The organism is Streptomyces sp. NPDC026659 (genome assembly GCF_040638245.1).
In the GTDB taxonomy this organism is placed as follows: Bacteria; Actinomycetota; Actinomycetes; order Streptomycetales; family Streptomycetaceae; genus Streptomyces.
The window spans coordinates 368,543-389,585 of record NZ_JBEZXY010000005.1 but is presented as its reverse complement, the minus strand read 5'-3'; the positions used below and the strand labels follow the sequence as shown (position 1 = coordinate 389,585).

Here is a 21,043-nt window from a genome sequence, read left to right as displayed (position 1 = left end):
CCATGGCTGTGCAGACCATTGCCACCCCCACTGTCGATCTCGGCCCCGCCGCCGCGCTGAGCTGCCGGGAGTGCGGGCACCGCGTCCCGCTCGGCCCGGTCTTCGCCTGCGAGGAGTGTTTCGGCCCGCTGGAGATCGCCTACGACTTCTCCGGCCACGACGCCGACAGCCTCCGTAAGCGCATCGAGTCCGGCCCCGCCAGCATCTGGCGCTACGCCCCGCTGCTGCCCGTCCCCGCCGACGTCGCCGACAAGCCGAACCTCAACCCCGGCTGGACCCGGCTCGTCAAGGCCGACAACCTCGCCCGTGAACTCGGCGTCACCGGCGGCCTGTTCGTCAAGGACGACTCCGGCAACCCCACCCACTCCTTCAAGGACCGCGTGGTCGCCCAGGCCCTGGAGGCCGCCCGCGCCTTCGGCTTCACCACGCTCTCCTGCTCCTCCACCGGCAACCTCGCGGGCGCGGTCGGCGCGGCGGCGGCCCGCGCGGGGCTGCGCTCCTGTGTGTTCATCCCGCACGACCTGGAGCAGGGCAAGATCGTCATGGCCGCGGTCTACGGCGGTGAACTCGTCGGCATCGAGGGCAACTACGACGACGTGAACCGCTTCTGCTCCGAGCTGATCGGCGACCCGGCCGGCGAGGGCTGGGGCTTCGTCAACGTCAACCTGCGGCCGTACTACGCCGAGGGCTCCAAGACGCTGGCGTACGAGATCTGCGAGCAGCTCGGCTGGGAGCTGCCGGACCAGCTCGTGGTGCCGATCGCCTCCGGCTCCCAGCTCACGAAGATCGACAAGGGGCTCAAGGAGCTGATCCAGCTCGGCCTGGTCGAGGACAAGCCGTACAAGATCTTCGGCGCCCAGGCGGAGGGCTGTTCGCCGGTGTCGGCCGCGTACAAGGCGGGCCACGACGTCGTACGCCCCCAGAAGCCGGACACCATCGCCAAGTCCCTGGCCATCGGCAACCCGGCCGACGGGCCGTACGTGCTCGACATCGCCCGCCGCACCGGCGGTGCCGTGGAGGACGTGACGGACCCCCAGATCGTGGACGCCATCAAGCTCCTCGCCCGCACGGAGGGCATCTTCGCGGAGACGGCGGGCGGCGTGACGGTCGGCGTGACGCGCAAGCTGCTGGAGAACGGCGTGCTGGACCCGACCCTGACGACCGTCGTCCTGAACACGGGCGACGGCCTCAAGACCCTGGACGCGGTGGCCGGGACCGGTCTGACCGCGACCATCCGACCGAACCTGGACTCCTTCCGAGAGGCTGGCCTCGCATCATGAGCGTGACTGTTCGCATCCCGACCATCCTGCGCACCTACACCGGCGGGCAGGCGGAGGTCGCCGCCGAGGGCGCCACGCTCGCCGACGTGATCGGGGACCTGGAGAAGCGCCACGCCGGGATCGCCGCGCGCGTCCTGGACGACGAGGGCAAGCTGCGCCGGTTCGTCAACGTGTACGTGAACGACGACGACGTGCGCTTCGAGGGCGGGCTTCAGACGCCGACCCCGGACGGCGCCGGTGTCTCCATCATTCCGGCGGTCGCCGGCGGCTGAGAATTACCGACGGTAACGTCGGTTACAAGCTGTTCATCGAATGGCCTCCTCCGTAAGAGAAACGGAGGGGGCCATTCTGCGTGATTGAGCGCGATAGAGTTGGGGAACGCGCTCCCCGGCCGACAGGTCGGGAACCCTGGATTCATGCCGCACGCCCGACAAGAAGCAGCCAAAATGCACGGGTCATATGCGGCATTTATTGTTTTTATGGGGCCCGACTTGCCCTGAATTCAGCTGAATTCTCGTCAGATTCCGGACCGGTCGCGTCCAGATTTCTCGTCCGATTGACCTGTTGCAGACGGCAGTTGGACAAGTACATTCAGCCGCGGTCGACGCGTTCCGGCGCACGCCCCCGACCCATGGGGGGTGAGGTCTGACCCGGGTCCGCGAAGGGTGGATCTGCGCAAGGGCCAGTAATAGGGGAGTTAGGCATGGCTCAGGGCACCGTCAAGTGGTTCAACGCGGAGAAGGGCTACGGCTTCATCGCGGTAGACGGTGGTGCGGACGTGTTCGTCCACTACAGCGCGATTCAGATGGACGGCTACCGCACCCTTGAGGAGGGCCAGCGGGTCGAGTTCGAGATCTCGCAGGGTCAGAAGGGCCCGCAGGCCGACATGGTTCGCCTCAGCGCCTGAACGTTTCTCACGCTGAACGTCTCGTCGCGTCTCGCGTCCGTCTCACGTCTCAGGTTTACGTCTCACGTTCGAAGGGTCCGCACCCGGCACGGGGTGCGGGCCCTTCGTCCTGCGTGCGCCGCCCGGTTCGCCCCGCGCGCGTCCCCCGTCCGATCCCCCGAAGGCGCTTGCACTCGACCATGCCGAGTGCTAATCATTGCGTTAGCACTCTGAAGGTGAGAGTGACAACGAGGACCGGGTCGGTGAGGCCCGCAGGCCGGGTGGGGCAAGGAACCACGAGGCCGGCGAGCCGTCCGTCGCGGGCGCGGGCGCGGTCCGAAGGAATCACCCCCAGTCCTGGAGGGACCACTTCACATGGCCAAGATCATCGCGTTCGACGAGGAGGCGCGGCGCGGCCTCGAGCGCGGCATGAACCAGCTCGCGGACGCCGTCAAGGTGACGCTCGGCCCCAAGGGCCGCAACGTCGTCCTCGAGAAGAAGTGGGGCGCCCCCACGATCACCAACGATGGTGTCTCCATCGCCAAGGAGATCGAGCTCGAGGACCCGTACGAGAAGATCGGCGCCGAGCTGGTCAAGGAAGTCGCCAAGAAGACGGACGACGTCGCCGGTGACGGTACGACCACCGCGACCGTGCTCGCCCAGGCCCTGGTCAAGGAGGGCCTGCGCAACGTAGCCGCCGGCGCCAACCCGATGGCCCTCAAGCGCGGTATCGAGAAGGCCGTCGAGGCCGTCTCCACCGCCCTGCTCGAGCAGGCCAAGGACGTGGAGACCAAGGAGCAGATCGCCTCCACCGCCTCCATCTCCGCCGCCGACACCCAGATCGGCGAGCTCATCGCCGAGGCCATGGACAAGGTCGGCAAGGAAGGCGTCATCACCGTCGAGGAGAGCAACACCTTCGGTCTGGAGCTTGAGCTCACCGAGGGCATGCGCTTCGACAAGGGCTACATCTCCGCCTACTTCGCGACCGACATGGAGCGCATGGAGTCGGTGCTCGAGGACCCCTACATCCTCATCGCCAACTCCAAGATCTCCTCGGTCAAGGACCTGCTCCCGCTCCTGGAGAAGGTCATGCAGTCGGGCAAGCCGCTGCTGATCATCGCCGAGGACGTCGAGGGCGAGGCCCTGTCGACCCTGGTCGTCAACAAGATCCGCGGCACCTTCAAGTCCGTCGCCGTCAAGGCCCCGGGCTTCGGCGACCGCCGCAAGGCCATGCTCGGCGACATCGCCATCCTCACGGGCGGCGAGGTCATCTCCGAGGAGGTCGGCCTCAAGCTCGAGAACGCGACGCTGGACCTCCTGGGCCGCGCCCGCAAGGTCGTCGTCACCAAGGACGAGACCACGATCGTCGACGGCGCCGGCTCCTCGGAGCAGGTGCAGGGCCGCGTGAACCAGATCCGCGCCGAGATCGAGAACAGCGACTCGGACTACGACCGCGAGAAGCTCCAGGAGCGCCTGGCGAAGCTCGCCGGTGGCGTGGCGGTCATCAAGGCCGGTGCCGCGACCGAGGTCGAGCTCAAGGAGCGCAAGCACCGCATCGAGGACGCCGTGCGCAACGCCAAGGCGGCCGTCGAGGAGGGCATCGTCGCCGGTGGTGGCGTGGCCCTGCTCCAGGCCGGCCAGGTCTTCGACAAGCTGGAGCTGTCGGGTGACGAGGCGACCGGTGCCAACGCGGTCAAGCTCGCGCTCGAGGCCCCGCTGAAGCAGATCGCCGTCAACGGTGGTCTCGAGGGCGGCGTCGTCGTGGAGAAGGTCCGCAACCTGCCCGTCGGCAACGGCCTGAACGCCGCGACCGGCGAGTACGTCGACATGATCGCCGAGGGCATCATCGACCCGGCGAAGGTGACGCGTTCCGCCCTGCAGAACGCCGCCTCCATCGCCGCGCTGTTCCTCACCACCGAGGCCGTCATCGCCGACAAGCCGGAGAAGGCCGCCGCGGCCGCTCCGGGCGGCATGCCGGGCGGTGACATGGACTTCTGATCCCTCGCGGATCAACTGTCCTTTCCGAGGGCGGCACTTCCTTCCGGGGTTCCGGTGGGGGTGCCGCCCTCGGGCGTTTCCGGGGGCACCGCGGCACCGCCCTGCCTGCCCGGCCGTCTCCGTGACTACGGGTGCAGCTTCTCGCCCTTGGCCAGCATCGCCACGTACTTCTCGATCCGGCGGGCCCGGGTCTCGGGCTTCTTGGCGTCCTGGACCCGGTACAGGATCGCGTAGCGGTTCTGCCGGTCCAGTGTCTCGAAGAACTCCGCCGCGGCCGGGTCGGCGGCCAGGGCCGCCGTGAGGTCGTCCGGCACCGTGGCGGCCTTCGCGCCGTCGTAGGCCGCCTCCCAGCGGCCGTCCGCCTTGGCACGGTCGACCTCGGCCTGCCCCGGGGGACGCATCCGGCCCTGCTCGATGAGGGCGGCCGCCTTGTCCCGGTTGACCTTGGACCACTTGCTGCGCGGCGTGCGCGGGGTGAACCGCTGGAGCCACCACTCGTCGTCGAACTTGGCCTTCTGGCCGTCGATCCAGCCGTGGCAGAGTGCGACGTCGAGCGCCTGGGCGTAGTCCAGCGCGACGATTCCGGGGCCCTTCTTGCGAAGCTTGAGCCAGATGCCGGACGAGGCGGCGTGGTTCTCGCCGAGCCATGCCTGGAATGCCTCGGCGGATGCGAATGCGACGATCTCCAAGTCCTGGGTCACCCCAGCAGCCAACCACATCCGGCCGATTGTCATGACGCGTTCGGCCAAGGCCCCGGATGCCGGATGCCGGGTGCCCGTGGACCTGCGTGATCGTTTCTGGTCAGTCGAGCGGCGGCTGCCAGGCGTAGGCGCGTTCCACTCGGGCCACTTCCACGCTGTACGAGGCGTACCAGCGGTCGCGGCCGAGGCGTTGGGCCTCCAGGTGTTCGGGGTGGGCCTTCCAGGCCGTTATCGACGCGTCGTCCGCGTAGTAGATGACGACGAGGTCGCGGCCGTCCGCGTCCGTCATCGACTCGCGGCCCAGGTAGCCGGGTTGGGCCTCGCCGAGTTCGGCCATGCGCTTGCTCATCGCGGCGTAGCCGTCGAGGTCCTCGGTCGGGCTGGTGGTGATGATGACGGCGTAGTACGGGGGTTCGGGGCGGACGAACGAGGTGGTCATGCGGGAGCCCTCCGTCGGTGAGGCGCGTGTGGCGTCAGGCTAGTGCCGCATCAGGCAACGTTCGCCCTGGTGAGGAACCAAGCCAACACAGCCACGCCGATGGGCAACGCAACAAGGTAGCCGACGAGGACACCGACGCCCGGATCAGCCGCCGCAGGGAAGGCCCAGTTCACTGCTGCAGCCACGAGAAGTCTCACCGTTGCCAGCGCAAGGAGAGCGGCGACAACAGCAAGCCGACGCGGCGGGCCCGCCCTGCGGTACAACTCAGCCGCAGGCCCGATCGCGATCAGGACCGTCACGAAGAGGACGAAATCAGTGTCGGGCAGCCACCCGAACGGCCACCCCACCAGAGCGGCCAACCCGGAGACAGCAAGGCCGCCCAGTTCCAGCGCGACAGTGGACACTACCGGGTGGTCCCACGAGGGGTGCCGGATCGAGCCGCTCCCACTGTCCTCTTCATCGGCCACGTCGTCAGAGTAGCCATCGGCAGGGCGAACGTCGCCTGATGCGGCACCAGTGACTGAGGCTGCGCGGTGGGCGGCGGGGCGTGGTGGGTGAACCAGGCGGCGAGTTCGGTGCGCAGGGCGTCCTCGTCGTCGTGCCAGGTGTACCAGGGGAGTTCGTCGCGCATGAGGTCGTACGCCCAGTGGGCCGCCGCCTCTTCCCGGTGACGGTCGGCCGTGTCGTGGCCGACGGCCTCCCAGACTGTGAGCCATGGGGTGAGCGTGGCGGACGCCTCCACGCACAACACGAGAAGGTCGTGCACCGGGATCGCCGGAGCCGGGTCGGCCAGGCTGTGCGCCCACCAGGCGTGCAGGAACTCCTCCACCGCCGTGCGCTGCGGTACGGGCCACCGCTGCCAGTCGCCCAGGGCGAACGACCGGCCGGCCTCGGCCGTGTTGATCCAGCGCGCCGTCGTTCCGCCGACGAGCGATCTGGCGAACTGCGGGAGGATGCGCCGCAACACCGCGCCGTGGTCGTTCCAGTCGAGGGCGGTCCAGGTGCGGCGCAGGAGGTCCGGGTCGAGCTCCAGGTCCGGGACCTTCAGCAGCGCCAGCTCGTCCTCGTCGCCCCAGTGGCATGTGCACTGGACCTCGTCGGCGCGGGCGGTCATGCCGCGGAAGGTGAGGGCCAGGCTCTCCAGGGCGTGGTCGAGCCGGACGCGCGGGGGAGTGGCGTCGGGGTTCGTCATCGGCACAGTCTCGGGGTGACTCCGGCCGGTTGCCACAGAGTTCCGGGCTGTCTTGCCGGTCAGGTCCTTGTCGGCCAGGTCCTTGCCGAACCGTCCGATGATCAGGGCACCGGCGGTCATGGCGCCGGTACCGGCGCGTTCCTGCGGGCGGACATCGCGGCTCGGATCTGCTGGGCGTGGGTGCGGACGTTGGGGGCGGGCAGCGGTGGCGGGGTCCGGCGGGGTGCGGGCTCGTCCCGGCAGTTCCTGCACAGGCCACCTGGCAGCGCCTCGGGAGTGCCCGGCACACCGCACTCCCCGCACACCAGCATCCGCGACGGTGGCCTGCGGACCGGTTCCGGGGGGAGTTTGTCCACGAGGCGGCGGCGCAGCAGGGCGGCCGGGTGGTGGATCTGGGGCGGCAGGCCGTCCGTCAGGGCGCGGAGTACGGCGTCGTCGGTGGCGTCCCTCGCGAACCACTCCGTCAGCAGCGGGGCGAGGGCCTTGCAGTCGGCCTCCGAGAGAGACAGGGAGGGGTTCCTGCGGCCCAGGGCGGCCAGGAGGATCAACGCACGTGAGCGGGTGGGGGGTTCGGGGCGGGGCCGGTCCTCCGGTACGGCTCCCCGTGTGAACGCCGCCCACCACGCGTCGTCCCTCGCGGTACGGGAGAACCACGATCGGGTGATCCAGCGGGAGCTGCCCGACTCCGACGCCACGCACTCCCTGCCCCGCCTCAAGTGGCCTTCGGCGTGGAGCCGGTTGAGGGCGGTACGCAGGGCGCACTGGCCGTACGGGAGGTTCTTCGCCAGCGTTTTCACCGAGATGTCGGCGCCTTCGGGGAGGCGGTCGACGTACGCGGCGATCGCTGCTTCGCGGGGTGGGAGGTGCGTGAAGTCATGCTTTGTGCGCGGCAGTTGGGATGGCGTACTGCGCTTGCCGTAGCCCGGATTGGCCATCGGGTGGTGGGATGCGTGCGCCTGCGCGGGGGCAGGGCTAAGCTTGGCTTCAGCCACGGGATCGAGGTCCGTTTCGATCTTGTCGGTCAAGCCCCCGCAGGTGTCGCAATCACCTGGCGGGGGCTGTTCGTTATGCGGGCACGCTAGAGCCTTGTGACTGTCCGTGGCAAGTCGGTGGCTTCAAGTCAACTCGCAGGGTGGGAGGGTGGGTTGAAACCCACCAACCAATCCTTGTTAAGAGGGCTCGGAGCTCGGTACTTGAGCCTCGGGGCGGGACAGCGCGTCGAGTGCCGTACGCAGTGCCGCCAGTTCGGCCGGGGTGGGGGTGGCCGGGTCGTGAGGTGTCAGCGCGGCGGGGTTGACCACGGGGGTGGTGCCCGCCGGGCCGGGTGCGGCCATGGCGGGGGCGAGCAGCGCGTCGATGTCGGGCGGCGGGGTGCCCATGCCGTCGCCGAGCCGACGCAGCGCGGCCGTGAGCGGGGCCCGGGGGAAGGGGAAGTCCGCCGGGAGCAGTCCGGCCTGGTGGGTGTGGTCGTCGCCCCGGAAGTCCAGCGCCCAGCCCTCCCAGCCCGGCAGCGGCCAGTCGTGGACACCGGCCACGTTGCCCACCGACCAGAGCGAGACGGTGCGGGTCTGCGGGTCGAAATGGACGCCGCCCTCGGGCATGTCGGTGAGTACGGGGGTGCCCGGCGACGCGGCGACGAAGTCGATCAGGGCGGAGCCGCCAGCGAGGTGGCCGATGGGTTCCCAGTCACTGCCCCACGCGCGCACGCCCCCGTCGGGCAGGCGCAGAGAGACGACGGAGCGGGGGTCGGTGTCCTCGCTGTACGCGAACCGATCCGGCACGAAGGTCTCGAACCAGCCCGGCGAACGGCTCAAGTCCCTCCCGAGACCCAGGTGATGCGTCAGATCACCCAACCCGTCGTGCGCGAAGCGGACATCCCAACCCGGCCAGGTCAGGGCCAGTACGGTGCGGGCGGCGGCGTACTCGTCCCAGTCGATGTAGGAGGCGCACCAGAGCAGGACCCGGCGGTCATGGTCGACGAGCGCGGCGCCCTCGCACCACACGTCGTCGAGCCACTCGTCGATCTCCCGCCCAGCCCTGAAACAGCGGGTCGCTGCCGCGGGGCCTGGCAGTAGATCGTTGATGATCCCGTTTGCGCCCCAGTGCGAGTAGTGCCGCTGCCAGGTGCCGTTCTCGACTATCACGTATTGCGCTCGTGCTCCCATGAGCGGGGAGGTTAGTTCGAGCAGGCTGCGGGTGCCTTGAGATTTTCCACGAACGCGGACCAGGCATCCGGCCGGAGGAGGAGCTTGGGGCCGTGGGGGTTCTTGGAGTCGCGGACGGGGATGAGGGTGGGGTGGGCGTCGGCCACTTCCACGCAGTTACCGCCACTGCCACCGCTGTACGTCGACTTGCGCCAGGCGGCTGAGTCCGGGCCGAGCTCAGGGGTGTTCCTCATGCGCGTAATCCTGTGCCACTGCATCAAGCAGAACAAGTGAGTTCGCTGGTGGGAGCGCGCAGGCTGCGAGCAGCTCGAAGGTGCGCTGGTGGCGCCTGACAGTGGACGGGTCATCCTCCAGCCGTCCTGTGCCGACGCCCTCGAAGTAGACCATTGGTGGAGCATCCACGAATTCCATGAGCCTGAGAGAGCCCTCCATCGCTGTGTGTGCCCCGGCCTCGAAGGGCAGGACCTGCACGATGACGCGATGTTGCCGAGCCAGGTCAGCAACGTGCCGCAGTGCCTCCGCCATCACGGCTCGGCCGCCCGTCACGCGGCGCAGAGCGGCCTCGTCAATCACGACCCACAACAACAAGTCTGTTGGGTCGCCGAGAAGGGTTGCCCGCTCCATGCGAATCGACACCAGCTCATCGAGCTTTCGCTCTGCCTCCGTCGGGCGGTACGCGCGGAACACGGCTCGTGCGTATGCGGGGGTCTGGAGCAGCCCGGGGATGAGCAGGGGCGAGTACTCCCTGATCGCTGTGGCCTGCGCCTCCGCTTCCGCCGCTTCGGCGAAATGCTCCGGGTACTTGGACTTGGCCACTGCCGCACAGTTGCGCGTGAAGAAGTCCCCCGTATCCAGGGCCTCGTCCAATAAGCGCGCGTACTCCGGCTGCATCCGGCGCGTCCCCGCCTCCAGTTGCCCGATGTACGACCCGCTGACGAACAGAAGTTGACCCAGTTGCTCCTGACTCAATCCCTTCCGCTCACGCGCATGGCGCAACTCCGCTCCGATCATCGCTCGCGGTGATGAAGCCGGGTCGAGATCTTTCGGTCCTGGCATCGTGGCGCTCCTTGTCCCACAGGCGCGTTGTTGGGACTCCCCCTCTCGCCAGGTTAAAAGCGGAGCGACCACGCTGTGTGCAGAACGTTCATACTCAGCGTGGAGGAATGAAGCGCGATGGAATCGCATGTCACCGCGGAACAGGCGCTGGAGCGACTGCTCACCGCCCTCGAAGAGGCCGGCGTCAAGTTGCCCTCGCTGCGGATCGACCCCGTCACCGGCATCTACGGCGACCCCAACGCCCTGATCGACCTGGGCCGTTGCAACGCGACCGTCGCCTCGCGGCTGGCCGACGCGCTCGCCCCGCAGGGCGGTGACGCGTGACCGCACCGGAGCCCCCGGCCATCGGCACGTACGCGATGGACGCGCGCAACGGCCGTATCGGCGAGGTGATGGGCCGGGAAGGCGGCCGCGTGCAGCTGCGCCCCATCGGCGGCGGCCGCGAGTGGGACGTACCGCCCGCCGAACTCGGGGAGGCCCCGCCCGCCGACGTACTGCGGGAACGCGTACGTCGGCTGAACCGTGACGCCCGCCTGCGCGCGCAGATCGAGTCGCCCTGACGGGGTTCAGCCCTGAGGAACGGTGAGCACGATCTTGCCCCGGATGTGACCCCGGGCGGCCCGCTCGTGTGCCGCGCGGGCGTCCGCGAGCGGGAACGTACTGTCGATCGCGACGCGCAGGGCCCCCGTATCGAACAGGCGCCCCAGTTCGGCGAGTTGAGTGCAACTGGAGCGGACCTGGGCGCTGGAGACCGTGACGCCGAGCTTGGCGGCCTCTTCGGGGTCGTAGGCGCCGGGCAGTACTTGGAAGAGGGCGCCGCCCCGCTTGAGCGTGGGCAGGAAGCGGGCGCTGTGGGGGCCGCCGACGGTGTCGAGGACGAGGTCGAGGTCATGGACGAGGTCCTCGGGGCGGGCCCGGGTGTAGTCGATGAACTCGTCGGCGCCGAGGTCGCGCAGGAAGGACTCGTGCGCGCCGGAGGCCACCGCGATCACCCGCGCGCCCTTCCGCTTCGCGAGCTGGACCGCGAAGTGGCCGACGCCGCCTGCCGCGCCGTTGACGAGGACGGTCGTGCCGGGGCCGAGGGGGGTCGGGCGGTGCGGTGCCTCCTGGAAGGGGGAGGGGTGGTCGTGACCGACGTCGATCAGGAACTGCCACGCCGTGAGCGCGGACATGGGTGCCCCGGCGGCCTGGACGTGGTCGATGCCGGGCGGCTTGTGGGCGAGGTCGGCGGCGGGGGCCGTCACGTACTCGGCGTAGGCGTGGCCGTCGAAGCCGGGGAAGCGGAGGAGGCCATAGACCTCGTCGCCCACGGTGAAGCCGCCCACGTCGGGGGCGACGGCCGCGACGACGCCCGACACGTCTGTCCCCGGGATCACCGGCAGGGTGACCGTCGTGTCCGGCTTCCCGGGCATGCTCGTCATGCCGCCGCGCAGGTACCAGTCGGGCGGGTTGACGCCGACCGCGTGCGTGCGGACGAGTGCCTCGCCGGGGCCCGGCTTGGGCCTCGGCACCTCGTCGTAGCGCAGGGTCTCGGGGCCGCCGTACTCGTGCAGCCGGATCGCCTTCATGGTGGGTGCCGCCATCGTTTTTCCCCTGTTCGCGCTGCGGGATAGGCTTATTCGGATCAGCGGTCCACCTATCCGGATCGCTGGTCCGAATATATGGGTCACTGATCCGGATAGCAACAGGAGCCGCCCGGTGCGAGCCGACGCCAGGAAGAACCGCGACCACCTGCTGGCGACAGCGGGCACCGCCATCGCCGAGCAGGGTGCCGACGTCTCGCTGCGCGACATCGCCCGCCGCGCCGATGTCGGCCTCGCGACCCTGTTGCGCCACTTCCCGACCCGCGAGGCCCTGCTGGAGGCCCTGCTCCGTACGAGCTTCGACGAACTGACGGCGAGCGCGGCCGAGTTCGAGGCGTCTCGTTCGCCCGAGGACGCCCTCGTCTCCTGGGCGCGCGACTGCGTCGCCTGGACCACCGAGTACCGCGGCGTCACCGTCCTGATGGCCGCCGCCATCGACGACCCCGACTCCGCCCTCCATGCCTCCTGCGTCACCCTCCGCGCAGCCGGTGCCCGCCTTCTGGCTCGCGCCCAGGAGGCGGGCGCGGCCCGCGCCGACCTCGACGGCACCGACCTCTTCGCCCTCATCGCCGCCCTGGCCTGGCTCGGCGACCAGCCTTCGCTGGCACCGCGCGCGGATCATCTTTTCGGGGTGGTGGCGGGGGCGATTCTGGCGGGCGGCGGCAGGGAGGGGAGTGGGGCTTGAGGGTGCAGTCGGCGGCTGAATGGCAGAGATAGTTACGTTTGGGCGTAACTATCTCTGTCGGCATGTGTAACCATCTCTGTATGGATCGCGCGGAACAGCTTGCCGTCCTCTCAGGTGCCGCCGCGGATCAGTGGGGCCTGGTCACCACCGCCCAGGCCAAGGAGCTGGGCGTGGGCGCCGTGCCGCTCCTGCGGCTGACCGAGTCCGGCCTGCTGGAAAACGTCAGCCGGGGTGTTTATCTCCTGGTCGCCGCCGGTGTGCCCCGGCACCAGGACATCAAGGCAGCCTGGCTGCGTCTGATGCCCAAGACGTTCGCGTGGGATCGTCCCGCCGGGCACCAGGACTCCGGGGTCGTCTCGCATGCCTCGGCCTGCCTCCTCCATGAGCTGGGCGACATCCCCGCCCCCGAGGTGGAGATCACCGTGCCCCGTCGGCGCACGACCACCGAGCCGTTCGTCCGGCTTCGTACCGCCGCGCTCGACGCAGCCGAGATCACCGTCGTCGACGGCCTTCCCGTCACCACCGCACTGCGCACCATCACCGACCTGCTCCAGGCCAGAGCCGACGGCGGTCACATCGGTGGGGTCATCGCCGCGGCGGAACGCCGTGACCTGATCGCCCTCGACGACCTTGCCGAACGCGTGCGGCCGTACGTCCGTAGGTACGGCCTCAAAGGCACTGACACCGGTCGCGACCTGATCAACCACCTCGTTGCCCAGGCCGGCGAGAGCCTGCGCCGCCAGGAAATCGAGCGGGCGGAGCAGGGCGGGTTCGACGCGGCGGTCCGCTTCCTGGCGGGAAACCCTGACTTCGCCGCGCACCTCGCGCAGGCGGTCCGGAATGCCAAGGTCCTGCCAACGGGCATCCCTGAATTCATGGACGACGAAGGCGAGTTGGACTGAACTCCCCAAAGCGCTGAAGTGTGATCAATCCGGGCGTAGAGCCGGCAGACTCGTTCCACCGCGCCAGGGGGGATCATGGGCAAGGTCTACAAGAGTCCGACGGCGTTCCGGGCCGCCTTGAAGCAGGCCGCCGTCAACATGTCCAGGACGACTGGCATGAGCATCGCCGAGCTCATGAAGATCTTCTACTTCAACCGTCTCGCGGCTCGCGTCTTCACCAAGGAACCCGACGGCTGGCTCATCAAGGGCGGCCAGGCGCTGCTGGTCCGCTACCGGGTGCCGCCCGCCTCAGTCAGGACATCGACCTGCAGAGCGCCTATCCCGATCGCAGCGCCGATGACGCGCGGCAACTGGTGATCGAGTCGGCCTCGTTGGACCTCGGGGACTTCCTGCGGTACGTCCCCGGCAGGTTCGAGAACCACAGCGACGAGGGCCGTGGCGGAGCCCAGTACTTCCAGGTTTTCCTGGGGACGGCGCTGGTCGACACCATCAAGGTCGATCTCGTGGTCGGACGTACTCTCTCCGGCGTCCCTGAGATTCGGACGCTGAAATCCGCCGTCGACATCGAGTGGCCCGTCGACTGGCCCGACGTCCGCCTCTACCCGGTCATCGACCACATCGCCGACAAGATCTGCGCCATGTACGAACGGCACGGCAAGAACGGCGAGTTGGGTTCCAATCGCCATCGCGACCTGGCCGACCTTTTGCTGATCAGCCAGCAGGAGACCGTTTCCGCGCAGGCGATCACACAGGCTCTCCGGCGCGAAGCGGAGCGCAGGCAGGCGATCGGTATCCGTGTCGTACTCCCCGTCGGTTTCGAAGCGCCCAGCTCCCCCGACTGGCCCGACGGCTACCGCAAGCAGGCGGCACTGGTCGTCGGGCTGAAGGGCTGCGGCACCTATGTCGAAGCGGTGGAGGCCGCCGCCGTCTTCATCGGCCCGGTGCTCGACGGAACGGCCCGGGGCGCGTGGAACCCGCGGCACGCGGCCTGGTCGTAGAAGGCGTCGGCGGGAGGGTGGCCGGAGTCACAAGGTGAGCGGGGAGGGGGCGGAATAGGGGGCGGCCGGGGTGCGGTTGTTTCAGGGGGTGCACAATTGCGTGCGCACATACCGTCCGGTCAATAGCCACCGTACTCACGAGGAGCCCCCCACGTGACCGTTACGACGCCCGCCGCCTCCCGCGCGGCCCAGCTGCTGTCCCGCCCGATCACGCTGAACGGCCTCACCGTTCCGAACCGGATCGTGATGGCGCCGATGACCCGCATGTTCTCGCCGGGCGGCATCCCCGGTGAGGACGTGGTGTCGTACTACTCCCGCCGTGCCGCGAACGGTGTCGGCCTGATCGTCACCGAGGGCACCTACGTCGGCCACGACTCGGCCGGTCAGAGCGACAGCGTGCCGCGCTTCCACGGCGAGGAGCAGCTCGCGGGCTGGGCGAAGGTCGCGCAGGAGGTGCACGCGGCGGGCGGCACGATCGTCCCGCAGCTGTGGCACATCGGCATGGTCCGCAAGCAGGGCGAGCCGCCGTTCGCGGACGCTCCCGGCATGGGCCCGTCCGGCATCCACAAGGAGGGTGCCGAGCCCAAGGGCAAGGCGATGACGCAGTCCGACGTGGACGACGTGATCGCCGCGTTCGCGCAGGCCGCCGCCGACGCCGAGCGCATCGGGTTCGATGGTGTCGAGATCCATGGTGCCCACGGCTACCTTCTCGACCAGTTCCTGTGGTCCGGCACCAACGTCCGCACTGACGCCTACGGCGGCGACCCGGTCGCCCGCGCCCAGTTCTCGGCCGAGGTCGTCGCGGCCGTGCGCGAGCGCGTGTCCGCCGAGTTCCCGATCATCTTCCGCTACTCGCAGTGGAAGCAGCAGGACTACACCGCCCGCCTCGCCGAGACCCCGGAGGAGCTGGAGGCGATCCTGACGCCGCTGTCCGCCGCCGGTGTCGACGTCTTCCACGCCTCCACCCGCCGCTACTGGGAGCCCGAGTTCGAGGGCTCCGACCTCAACCTCGCGGGCTGGACCAAGAAGATCACCGGCAAGCCGGTCATCACCGTCGGCTCGGTCGGCCTGGACGGCGACTTCGTCAAGGCGTTCCAGGGCGAGGGCGCGCCGGTCAAGGGCATCGAGGACCTCCTCGACGGCCTGGAGAGCGGCGAGTTCGACATGGTCGCCATCGGCCGCGCGCTGCTCCAGGACCCGGAGTGGGCCGCGAAGGTTCTCGCGGGCCGCTTCGACGAGCTGAAGCCGTACGACGCCGCCGCGCTCCAGTCGCTCAGCTGAGGTTGTTCCTTTTCGGGCGCCGGGTGGATCGACTTCCGCCCGGCGCCTTGCCGTTGCCGCTCCCGCTTGATCGATTGCCGTACTGTGCCCACAGCGTAGGGAGGGCATGTTCATGCGGTACGGCAGCAGGGGTGCACGAGTGGCGGCGGCTGTCGTCGTCGCCGTCCTGATGAGCGGTTGGACGACCGGCTGTTCGTCGGAGGAACCGGCGCGGGCCAAGGTGTGGGAGCAGTCCTACTGCGCCAAGCTGGGCTCCTGGCAGGACGCCAGGAGCGCCGCGGCGGGCACCGGTGACGGACAGGGCACCGGGTCGCTCGCCTCCGACGAGGCCGACTCCGCGGGCCGCTCGCTCGTCGCCGCCGCGAGAAGGCTCGACCGGGAGGGTCTCGGGGGCGGTGGAGACGGTGGCACCCGCATCCTCGACGACACCGTCAACGCGGTCGGCGGGGACCCCGGAGCCGAGGGGCGTGCGGTGTCCTACTGCGACGACGCGGGGTTCGAGACCTTGGTCGGCTAGGCCGGCTGAGGGCGGGGCCACTGAATCTGCGAAACCTGTGGGGCGCGGCACCATGTGTTCCCCATCGGGTCCTACATGTTCCCCATCGGCTCGATGTCCACATATGTGGGCGTGCCCCACACCCGCAGCACCTCGTAGTCGGTGAACTCGTGCACCAGCCGGTACGCCATCGCGGCCCGCGCACCGCGCCGCTGGGCCGCCAGATACGCCTCCGCCTCCGCCCGGTCCCGGCGCGGGGTGCCGCACAGCTGCCACTCGCGGCCGTTCCACGCCTCCGGCAGCCAGCGCTGCTGGGGCTGCGGGCGTTCGGCGCGGACGCCGTAGCGGGAGGGGGACTTCGCGGGGGCGTCCGTCGTACGGGACGGGCCGCCGTCTCCGTAGTACTCCGCGCGCCGCGCCGACCGGCGCCGCGTCTCGCACAGCAGGCACAGATCGGGCGCGCTCTCGTCCACCGGGCCCTGCGGGTGCTCGGGGCAGCGGGTGAGCGGCGCGCCCGCCTCCAGGCTCTCCTCCAGCAGGTCCAGCGCGCGCCGCAGATCGGCCTTGACCTCGTGCAGCCGGGCGTCCGGGATGTCGGCGTTCAGCGACTCGCCGTGCTCCCCGACCAGCCGGAGGGCACGACCGAGCGCGGTGAGCTGGGCGTGATTCATGGATCCAGCTTCTCACCCGGGGCGGGCTCTCCGGGAAAGCGGCCGGAGCACCGAGAATGACGGCAGTTCTATGTGTTGAAGCTCCATGTGCTGAGGCCCTATGTGCTTAAGCCCCATGTGACCGGAGGGTTCCCGTGAGGATCAACCTGGCCAGCGTTTTCGTCGACGACCAGGACAAGGCCCTGCGCTTCTACACCGAAGTGCTGGGGTTCGTGAAGAAGGCCGACGTGCCCGTCGGTGAGTACCGCTGGCTGACCGTCGTCTCGCCCGAGCAGCCCGACGGCACCGAGCTGGTGCTGGAGCCCGACGCCCATCCCGCCGCCAAGGCGTACACCTCGGCGCTCGTCCAGGACGGCATCCCGTGCACGTCCTTCGCCGTGGACGACGTCCGGGCCGAGGCCGAGCGGCTGCGCGGGCTCGGGGTGCGCTTCACCCAGGAGCCGACGGAGATGGGGCCGGTCGTGATCGCCGTACTGGACGACACGTGCGGCAACCTGATCCAGATCGCCGAGTACACGGGCGGCGCCCCCGCGTAGCGTCGGGCTCCGCTCAGCGGCCGTGCTGGATGAGACTGCCCTTCCCGCACGCCGGGGGCGCCTCGCCCAGCGGGAGCGGGGAGGCGGCCTTCAGTACGGGTGCCACGGCGAGGTCGGCCGCGCAGCCGGCGGTGTCGGTGGCGGTCCAGCGGTCGCCGCTGTCGGCGGTGGCGTTGGCGTTGGCTGCGTGCGCGGGGGCGGCCAGCGCGGCTGCGGAGACGGTGAGGGCGGCGGTGGTGAGCAGGGCTTTCATCATGCCGGGGGAACGAGCGGGGGCGCGGGGGTGTTACGCGGGTTCGCCCTGGAGGGGAGGGGGCGGGCTCCGGGGTACGGCCATGCCGCTCGCCTCGCCTCGCCTCCGGGCTCCGGGGGTACGGCCGCTCGGCCTCACGCCGTCTCCCGCGCCCGCGTCTTCACCTGCCCCGCCTCCACCCGCGTCCCCCGGCGGAAGCCGAACGCGTACGTCGCCGCGAAGCCCACCGCGTACCCCGTCAGCAGGCCGCCGCCGTAGATGGCCGCCGCCACGCCCGGGCCGCGGTTGCCGGTCAGCAAGGGGAACAGGGCCCAGCCCGAGGGGCCGATCGCTGTCGCACCGACCTTCGTGCCGAGCATCGCGAAGAAGCCGACGAACGCGCCGCCCGCCGCGCCGCCCACGCACGCGGTGGCGAAGGGGCGGCCGAGGGGGAGGGAGACGCCGTAGATCAGGGGCTCGCCGACGCCGAGGAGGCCCGCCGGGAGCGCGGAGCGGATCGTGGTGCGCATGCCGGTGTCGTGGCGCAGGCGGACGTACACCGCGAGGGCGCCGCCGACCTGGCCCGCGCCCGCCATGGCGAGCAGGGGGAGGAGGACGGTGTAGCCCTGCTGCTCGATCAGGGTGGTGTGGATGGGGATCAGGGCCTGGTGCAGGCCCAGCATCACCAGCGGGAGGAAGAGGCCGCCGAGGAGCAGGCCCGCGAAGGCGCCGGTGGTGGTGAGCAGCCAGTTCGCGCCGGTGCCGATGGCGGTGGCGACGACTCCGGCGGCGTACATCAGGCCGTACAGCGTGGCCAGGCCCGCGACGAGGACGGTCACCGTGGGGGTGACCAGTACGTCCAGCGCGCCCGGCAGGCGGCCCCGGCACCACTTCTCCACCCGCGTGGCGAGCAGCGCGGCGGCCAGTGCGCCGAGGACTCCGCCCTGGCCGGGGGAGAGGTGGACCCCGAAGGCCGTCACCTTCTCCACCCCCGGGTAGACGACCACCGCCGCCACCGCACCGCCCAGGATCGGGGTGCCGCCGAACTCCCTGGCCGCCTGGTAGCCGACGAACACCGCGATCAACGCCATGAACCCGGAGGCGATGGCGGCCAGGGCGGGGGTGAGTCCTGGGAGCCAACCGGCGTTCACGAGAAGGCCGTTGAGGCCCGCGAGGACGCCGCAGCCGATGAGGGCGGGGATCAGGGGGACGAAGACGTTGGCCACGCGGCGCAGCACCGCGGGTCCCGTCGGTTTCCCGGGGGCGGGTGGAGTGGTGGCCGCCGTCGCCCGCGTCTGTTTCTCCACCTCCGCCGTCACCCCCTCCACCACCCCTGGACCCAGTACGACCTGGAGCGCCGTACCGCCCTTCCCGATCACCCCCAGTACACCGGGCAGCGCCCCCAGGGCATCCCCGTCCACCGCCTCGGGGTCGGAGACGGTCAGACGCAGTCGGGTCAGGCAGTGGGTCACGGCGGTGACGTTCTCGGGGCCGCCGGTCAGGGAGAGGATCGCCGAGGCGAGGGCGGAGTCGTTGCGCACGCTTTGAGACTGCGCGCCGGGAGCCCGCGGTCACCGCTGCGGCACGCGTCCCGGTGCCGGACTCCTCCGGACGGGGGCGTCACTTGAGGGCCGTCCGCGTGCGCGGGGCCTGCGTCGTGGTGAGGTGGACGGGGCTGGTCCCGGAGACAGCCGTGGGTTCGCGGACACGCGCGCTGGTTCGCTGCCCCCGCGCCCGGCCCCGGGCGGCTCGCGCGCGGTACGTCGTGTGTCGGCGGGAGCGGGGCGCCTCCGCACGCCGGGTCACCCGCACGTCTCCCCCCGGCCCGCGCCGTACCTCTGCGGTCGGCCCGCTCCCCCTCAGCCCTCGCTCAACGCTCCTCGCAACCGGCCTCCCGCCTCCTCCAGCAGCCGCGCGGCCGCGGCCCCGTCCACTCCCGCCAGCAGGATCAGGATCGCGTTCTTCACCTCGCCGTCCGCCTCCGTCAGCGCCCGTTCGATCTCCGCGTCCGGCGCGCCCGTCGCCAGGGAAACGATCCGCCGCGAGCGGGCGCGGAGCTTGGCGTTGGAGGCGCGGACGTCGACCATCAGGTTCCCGTAGGTCTTGCCGAGGCGGATCATGGTGATCGTCGAGATCATGTTGAGGACGAGCTTCTGGGCGGTGCCCGCCTTCAGACGGGTGGAGCCGGTAAGCAGCTCGGGGCCGACGACCACCTCGATCCCGTGCTCGGCGGCGGCCGCGAGCGGGCTGTCCGCGTTGCAGGACAGACCCACCGTCAGCGCGCCGAGCGCCCCCGCGTACTCCACGGCGCCGACGGCGTACGGCGTACGCCCCGAGGCGGAGACGCCGACCACCGCGTCCTCCGGGGTGAGTTTGAGCGCGTCGAGGTCGGCGCGGGCCAGCTCCGGGGAGTCCTCCGCGCCCTCGACCGAGACGACCAGCGCCTCCGGGCCGCCCGCGATCAGGCCGACGACCTGGCCGGGGGCGGTGTTGAAGGTCGGCGGGCACTCGGAGGCGTCGAGCACGCCGAGCCGTCCGGCGGTGCCCGCGCCCGCGTAGACCAGCCGGCCGCCGCGCGCCATGCGGTCGGCCACGGCGTCGATCGCGGCGGCGATCTCCGGCAGGCGCGCGGCCACCGCCGCCGGTACGCCCGCGTCCTCGCCGTTCATCAGGCGGGCGATGTCGAGGGTGGGCAGGGCGTCGATGCCGGCCAGCTCGGGGCGGAACGCCTCGGTGGTGAGCGCGGCCAACTCGGTCTGGAGACGGGGGGAATCGGGGGAATCGGTCATGGAGGTGCGGCTCTTTCCGGTGGGTTCCCAGGTCTTCCTGTAACGCCGATGGTCCGGGCGCGGGCAGCGCTCTCGCGGTCTCAGCGCGGAGCACTCCGGTGGCGGTGGGCCAGCGCCTCGTACGACGCCGCGAGGGCGGGGGCCGCGCTGTCGTACGTCCGCTGGGCCACGCCCACGAACAGGCAGTCCACGACGAGGAGTTGGCTCGTCCGCGAGGACATCGCGGCGGGCCGCAGCTCGCTCTCGCGGGAGGTGGAGGTGGTCAGCACGTGGTCGGCGTACTGCGTCACGGGCGAGTTCGGGCGGCCGGTGATCGCGACGGTGGTCGCGCCGCGCTCGAACGCGACCCGCAGGGGTTCGATCACGTCGCCGGTCGAGCCCGAGTGGGTGATGGCTATCGCCACGTCGCCCGCGCGGAGCTGGACCGCATTGGTCACCGCGAGGTGCGGGTCGCCGGGCGCATGGGCGAGGAGTCCGATCCGCAGCAGCTTCTGGGTGAGGTCCTGGGCAACCAGGCCCGAGGCGCCGATGCCGTACACATCCGTGCGCCGGGCGGTCGCGAGGGCGGTGACGGCGGCGCCGAGCTGCACGGTGTCCAGTCCGGCGGCCGTGTCCGCAAGGGTCTGCCGCTCCTCGTAGGCGAGCTTGGCGACCACGTCGGCGAGCGAGTCGTCCACGGCGATGTCGGTCGTGATGGCGGGGGCCTGCCCGGACTCCTGCCGGGCGGCGAGTCCGGCGAGGGCGAGGCGCAGGTCGCGGTAGCCGGGGTAGCCGAGCAGACGGGCCGTGCGGACGACGGTGGCCTCGCTGGTGCCGGTCAGCTCCGCGAGTCCGGTGACCGTGAGCGCGGCGCACCCGGCCGGATCGCTCGCGACGGCCTCCGCGACGCGGTGCATCGAGCGGGTCATGGAGGGGCCGAGCGTACGTACTTTGGCGGCCAGTGAGCCGCCCGGACTGCCGAAAGTTTCCTTCACGTCCCGGGTCACCCCTGAAAGATATTTTCGGCTCGGCGGTGGGGTCAAGAGCGCGGACAATGGGGGCATGGCAGATCCCGCAGAACCCGCAGATTCCGCAGATTCGTCGGAGCCGGTTGAGTCGGTCGAGCCGACCGGGGCGGCTGAGGCTGGTGAGACGGCTGAGCTTGGTGAGTCCG

At 70.4% G+C, this 21,043-nt stretch carries 27 protein-coding genes; 13 read left to right on the top strand and 14 right to left on the bottom strand.

Features of this window, described 5'->3' with window-relative positions:
- Positions 1 to 2 precede the first annotated feature (2 nt).
- The 4 genes from thrC (at position 3) to groL (ending at position 4,164) form a co-directional block, all read left to right on the top strand.
- Positions 3 to 1,280 (top strand): threonine synthase, encoded by a 1,278-nt coding sequence (gene thrC / locus AB0E91_RS15935; protein WP_361781066.1) that lies wholly within the window; start codon positions 3 to 5, stop codon positions 1,278 to 1,280.
- Positions 1,277 to 1,552, top strand: a complete 276-nt coding sequence (locus AB0E91_RS15930; RefSeq protein WP_361781063.1) for a MoaD/ThiS family protein — start codon at positions 1,277 to 1,279, stop codon at positions 1,550 to 1,552. The genes thrC and AB0E91_RS15930 overlap by 4 nt, the downstream gene beginning before the upstream one ends.
- Before the next feature lie 431 nt (positions 1,553 to 1,983).
- Positions 1,984 to 2,187: a cold-shock protein gene (locus AB0E91_RS15925; protein ID WP_004929928.1), complete on the top strand. Its 204-nt coding sequence runs from the start codon at positions 1,984 to 1,986 to the stop codon at positions 2,185 to 2,187.
- A 354-nt stretch (positions 2,188 to 2,541) separates the two neighbouring features.
- Positions 2,542 to 4,164, top strand: a complete 1,623-nt coding sequence (groL, locus tag AB0E91_RS15920) for a chaperonin GroEL (protein ID WP_361781060.1) — start codon at positions 2,542 to 2,544, stop codon at positions 4,162 to 4,164.
- Between the two features lie 125 nt (positions 4,165 to 4,289).
- Here groL and AB0E91_RS15915 read toward each other — a convergent pair whose 3' ends face one another.
- The 8 genes from AB0E91_RS15915 to AB0E91_RS15880 form a co-directional block, all read right to left on the bottom strand.
- Positions 4,290 to 4,883 (bottom strand): YdeI/OmpD-associated family protein, encoded by a 594-nt coding sequence (locus tag AB0E91_RS15915; protein WP_361781057.1) that lies wholly within the window; start codon positions 4,881 to 4,883, stop codon positions 4,290 to 4,292.
- An 82-nt stretch (positions 4,884 to 4,965) separates the two neighbouring features.
- Entirely contained in the window at positions 4,966 to 5,304 is a 339-nt protein-coding gene (locus AB0E91_RS15910; protein WP_361781054.1) for an antibiotic biosynthesis monooxygenase, read from the bottom strand.
- Positions 5,305 to 5,354: 50 nt separating this feature from the next.
- Positions 5,355 to 5,708 carry a hypothetical protein gene (locus AB0E91_RS15905; protein WP_361781051.1) on the bottom strand — a complete coding sequence of 118 codons (354 nt, stop codon included), beginning with the start codon at positions 5,706 to 5,708 and terminating at the stop codon, positions 5,355 to 5,357.
- The gene (locus tag AB0E91_RS15900; protein WP_361781049.1) at positions 5,708 to 6,616 is read right to left on the bottom strand and encodes a hypothetical protein; all 909 of its coding nucleotides are present in this window, start codon (positions 6,614 to 6,616) and stop codon (positions 5,708 to 5,710) included. Before AB0E91_RS15900 ends, AB0E91_RS15905 begins: the two co-directional genes overlap by 1 nt.
- Entirely contained in the window at positions 6,613 to 7,431 is an 819-nt protein-coding gene (locus AB0E91_RS15895; protein ID WP_361781046.1) for a hypothetical protein, read from the bottom strand. The genes AB0E91_RS15900 and AB0E91_RS15895 overlap by 4 nt, the downstream gene beginning before the upstream one ends.
- 234 nt (positions 7,432 to 7,665) lie before the next feature.
- Entirely contained in the window at positions 7,666 to 8,661 is a 996-nt protein-coding gene (locus AB0E91_RS15890; RefSeq protein WP_361781043.1) for a hypothetical protein, read from the bottom strand.
- A gap of 11 nt (positions 8,662 to 8,672) precedes the next feature.
- Positions 8,673 to 8,894 (bottom strand): DUF397 domain-containing protein, encoded by a 222-nt coding sequence (locus AB0E91_RS15885; RefSeq protein ID WP_361781040.1) that lies wholly within the window; start codon positions 8,892 to 8,894, stop codon positions 8,673 to 8,675.
- On the bottom strand, positions 8,878 to 9,717 hold the full coding sequence (locus AB0E91_RS15880) for a helix-turn-helix transcriptional regulator (RefSeq protein WP_361781037.1): 840 nt from the start codon (positions 9,715 to 9,717) through the stop codon (positions 8,878 to 8,880). The genes AB0E91_RS15885 and AB0E91_RS15880 overlap by 17 nt, the downstream gene beginning before the upstream one ends.
- Positions 9,718 to 9,834: 117 nt before the next feature.
- Between AB0E91_RS15880 and AB0E91_RS15875 the strand changes: the two genes are divergently transcribed.
- Together AB0E91_RS15875 and AB0E91_RS15870 are read left to right on the top strand one after the other, a co-directional pair.
- On the top strand, positions 9,835 to 10,041 hold the full coding sequence (locus AB0E91_RS15875) for a hypothetical protein (protein WP_361781034.1): 207 nt from the start codon (positions 9,835 to 9,837) through the stop codon (positions 10,039 to 10,041).
- Positions 10,038 to 10,277: a hypothetical protein gene (locus AB0E91_RS15870; RefSeq protein ID WP_361781031.1), complete on the top strand. Its 240-nt coding sequence runs from the start codon at positions 10,038 to 10,040 to the stop codon at positions 10,275 to 10,277. Before AB0E91_RS15875 ends, AB0E91_RS15870 begins: the two co-directional genes overlap by 4 nt.
- 6 nt (positions 10,278 to 10,283) lie before the next feature.
- Here AB0E91_RS15870 and AB0E91_RS15865 read toward each other — a convergent pair whose 3' ends face one another.
- Positions 10,284 to 11,300, bottom strand: coding sequence for an NADP-dependent oxidoreductase (locus tag AB0E91_RS15865; RefSeq protein ID WP_361781028.1), 1,017 nt, complete (start codon positions 11,298 to 11,300; stop codon positions 10,284 to 10,286).
- A gap of 115 nt (positions 11,301 to 11,415) precedes the next feature.
- On the opposite strand from AB0E91_RS15865, the gene AB0E91_RS15860 reads away from it, so the two are divergent.
- The 6 genes from AB0E91_RS15860 (at position 11,416) to AB0E91_RS15835 (ending at position 15,683) form a co-directional block, all read left to right on the top strand.
- Positions 11,416 to 11,985 carry a TetR/AcrR family transcriptional regulator gene (locus tag AB0E91_RS15860; RefSeq protein ID WP_361781025.1) on the top strand — a complete coding sequence of 190 codons (570 nt, stop codon included), beginning with the start codon at positions 11,416 to 11,418 and terminating at the stop codon, positions 11,983 to 11,985.
- A gap of 80 nt (positions 11,986 to 12,065) precedes the next feature.
- Entirely contained in the window at positions 12,066 to 12,887 is an 822-nt protein-coding gene (locus AB0E91_RS15855; protein WP_361781022.1) for a type IV toxin-antitoxin system AbiEi family antitoxin domain-containing protein, read from the top strand.
- 75 nt (positions 12,888 to 12,962) lie between these two features.
- Positions 12,963 to 13,244: a hypothetical protein gene (locus tag AB0E91_RS15850; protein ID WP_361781359.1), complete on the top strand. Its 282-nt coding sequence runs from the start codon at positions 12,963 to 12,965 to the stop codon at positions 13,242 to 13,244.
- The gene (locus AB0E91_RS15845) at positions 13,187 to 13,885 is read left to right on the top strand and encodes a nucleotidyl transferase AbiEii/AbiGii toxin family protein (RefSeq protein WP_361781351.1); all 699 of its coding nucleotides are present in this window, start codon (positions 13,187 to 13,189) and stop codon (positions 13,883 to 13,885) included. Before AB0E91_RS15850 ends, AB0E91_RS15845 begins: the two co-directional genes overlap by 58 nt.
- Before the next feature lie 153 nt (positions 13,886 to 14,038).
- Entirely contained in the window at positions 14,039 to 15,166 is a 1,128-nt protein-coding gene (locus AB0E91_RS15840; protein ID WP_361781019.1) for an NADH:flavin oxidoreductase, read from the top strand.
- 139 nt (positions 15,167 to 15,305) lie between these two features.
- Positions 15,306 to 15,683, top strand: a complete 378-nt coding sequence (locus AB0E91_RS15835; RefSeq protein WP_361781016.1) for a hypothetical protein — start codon at positions 15,306 to 15,308, stop codon at positions 15,681 to 15,683.
- Positions 15,684 to 15,754: 71 nt separating this feature from the next.
- On the opposite strand, the gene AB0E91_RS15830 is transcribed toward AB0E91_RS15835, so the two are convergent.
- Entirely contained in the window at positions 15,755 to 16,333 is a 579-nt protein-coding gene (locus AB0E91_RS15830) for a hypothetical protein (protein ID WP_361781013.1), read from the bottom strand.
- Positions 16,334 to 16,467: 134 nt separating this feature from the next.
- Here AB0E91_RS15830 and AB0E91_RS15825 point away from each other — a divergent pair, with 134 nt between their 5' ends.
- Positions 16,468 to 16,869, top strand: a complete 402-nt coding sequence (locus tag AB0E91_RS15825; protein WP_361781010.1) for a VOC family protein — start codon at positions 16,468 to 16,470, stop codon at positions 16,867 to 16,869.
- A gap of 13 nt (positions 16,870 to 16,882) precedes the next feature.
- Here the strand turns inward: AB0E91_RS15825 and AB0E91_RS15820 are convergent, their stop codons facing one another.
- From AB0E91_RS15820 to AB0E91_RS15805, 4 genes are all read right to left on the bottom strand, one after another.
- The gene (locus AB0E91_RS15820; protein WP_361781007.1) at positions 16,883 to 17,125 is read right to left on the bottom strand and encodes a hypothetical protein; all 243 of its coding nucleotides are present in this window, start codon (positions 17,123 to 17,125) and stop codon (positions 16,883 to 16,885) included.
- A 131-nt stretch (positions 17,126 to 17,256) separates the two neighbouring features.
- Positions 17,257 to 18,642 (bottom strand): PTS transporter subunit EIIC, encoded by a 1,386-nt coding sequence (locus AB0E91_RS15815; protein ID WP_361781004.1) that lies wholly within the window; start codon positions 18,640 to 18,642, stop codon positions 17,257 to 17,259.
- 318 nt (positions 18,643 to 18,960) lie between these two features.
- Complete coding sequence (gene murQ / locus AB0E91_RS15810; RefSeq protein WP_361781001.1) at positions 18,961 to 19,890, bottom strand: N-acetylmuramic acid 6-phosphate etherase; 930 nt, start codon at positions 19,888 to 19,890, stop codon at positions 18,961 to 18,963.
- Between the two features lie 80 nt (positions 19,891 to 19,970).
- Positions 19,971 to 20,876, bottom strand: a complete 906-nt coding sequence (locus AB0E91_RS15805; protein ID WP_361780998.1) for a MurR/RpiR family transcriptional regulator — start codon at positions 20,874 to 20,876, stop codon at positions 19,971 to 19,973.
- Positions 20,877 to 21,043 lie beyond the last annotated feature (167 nt).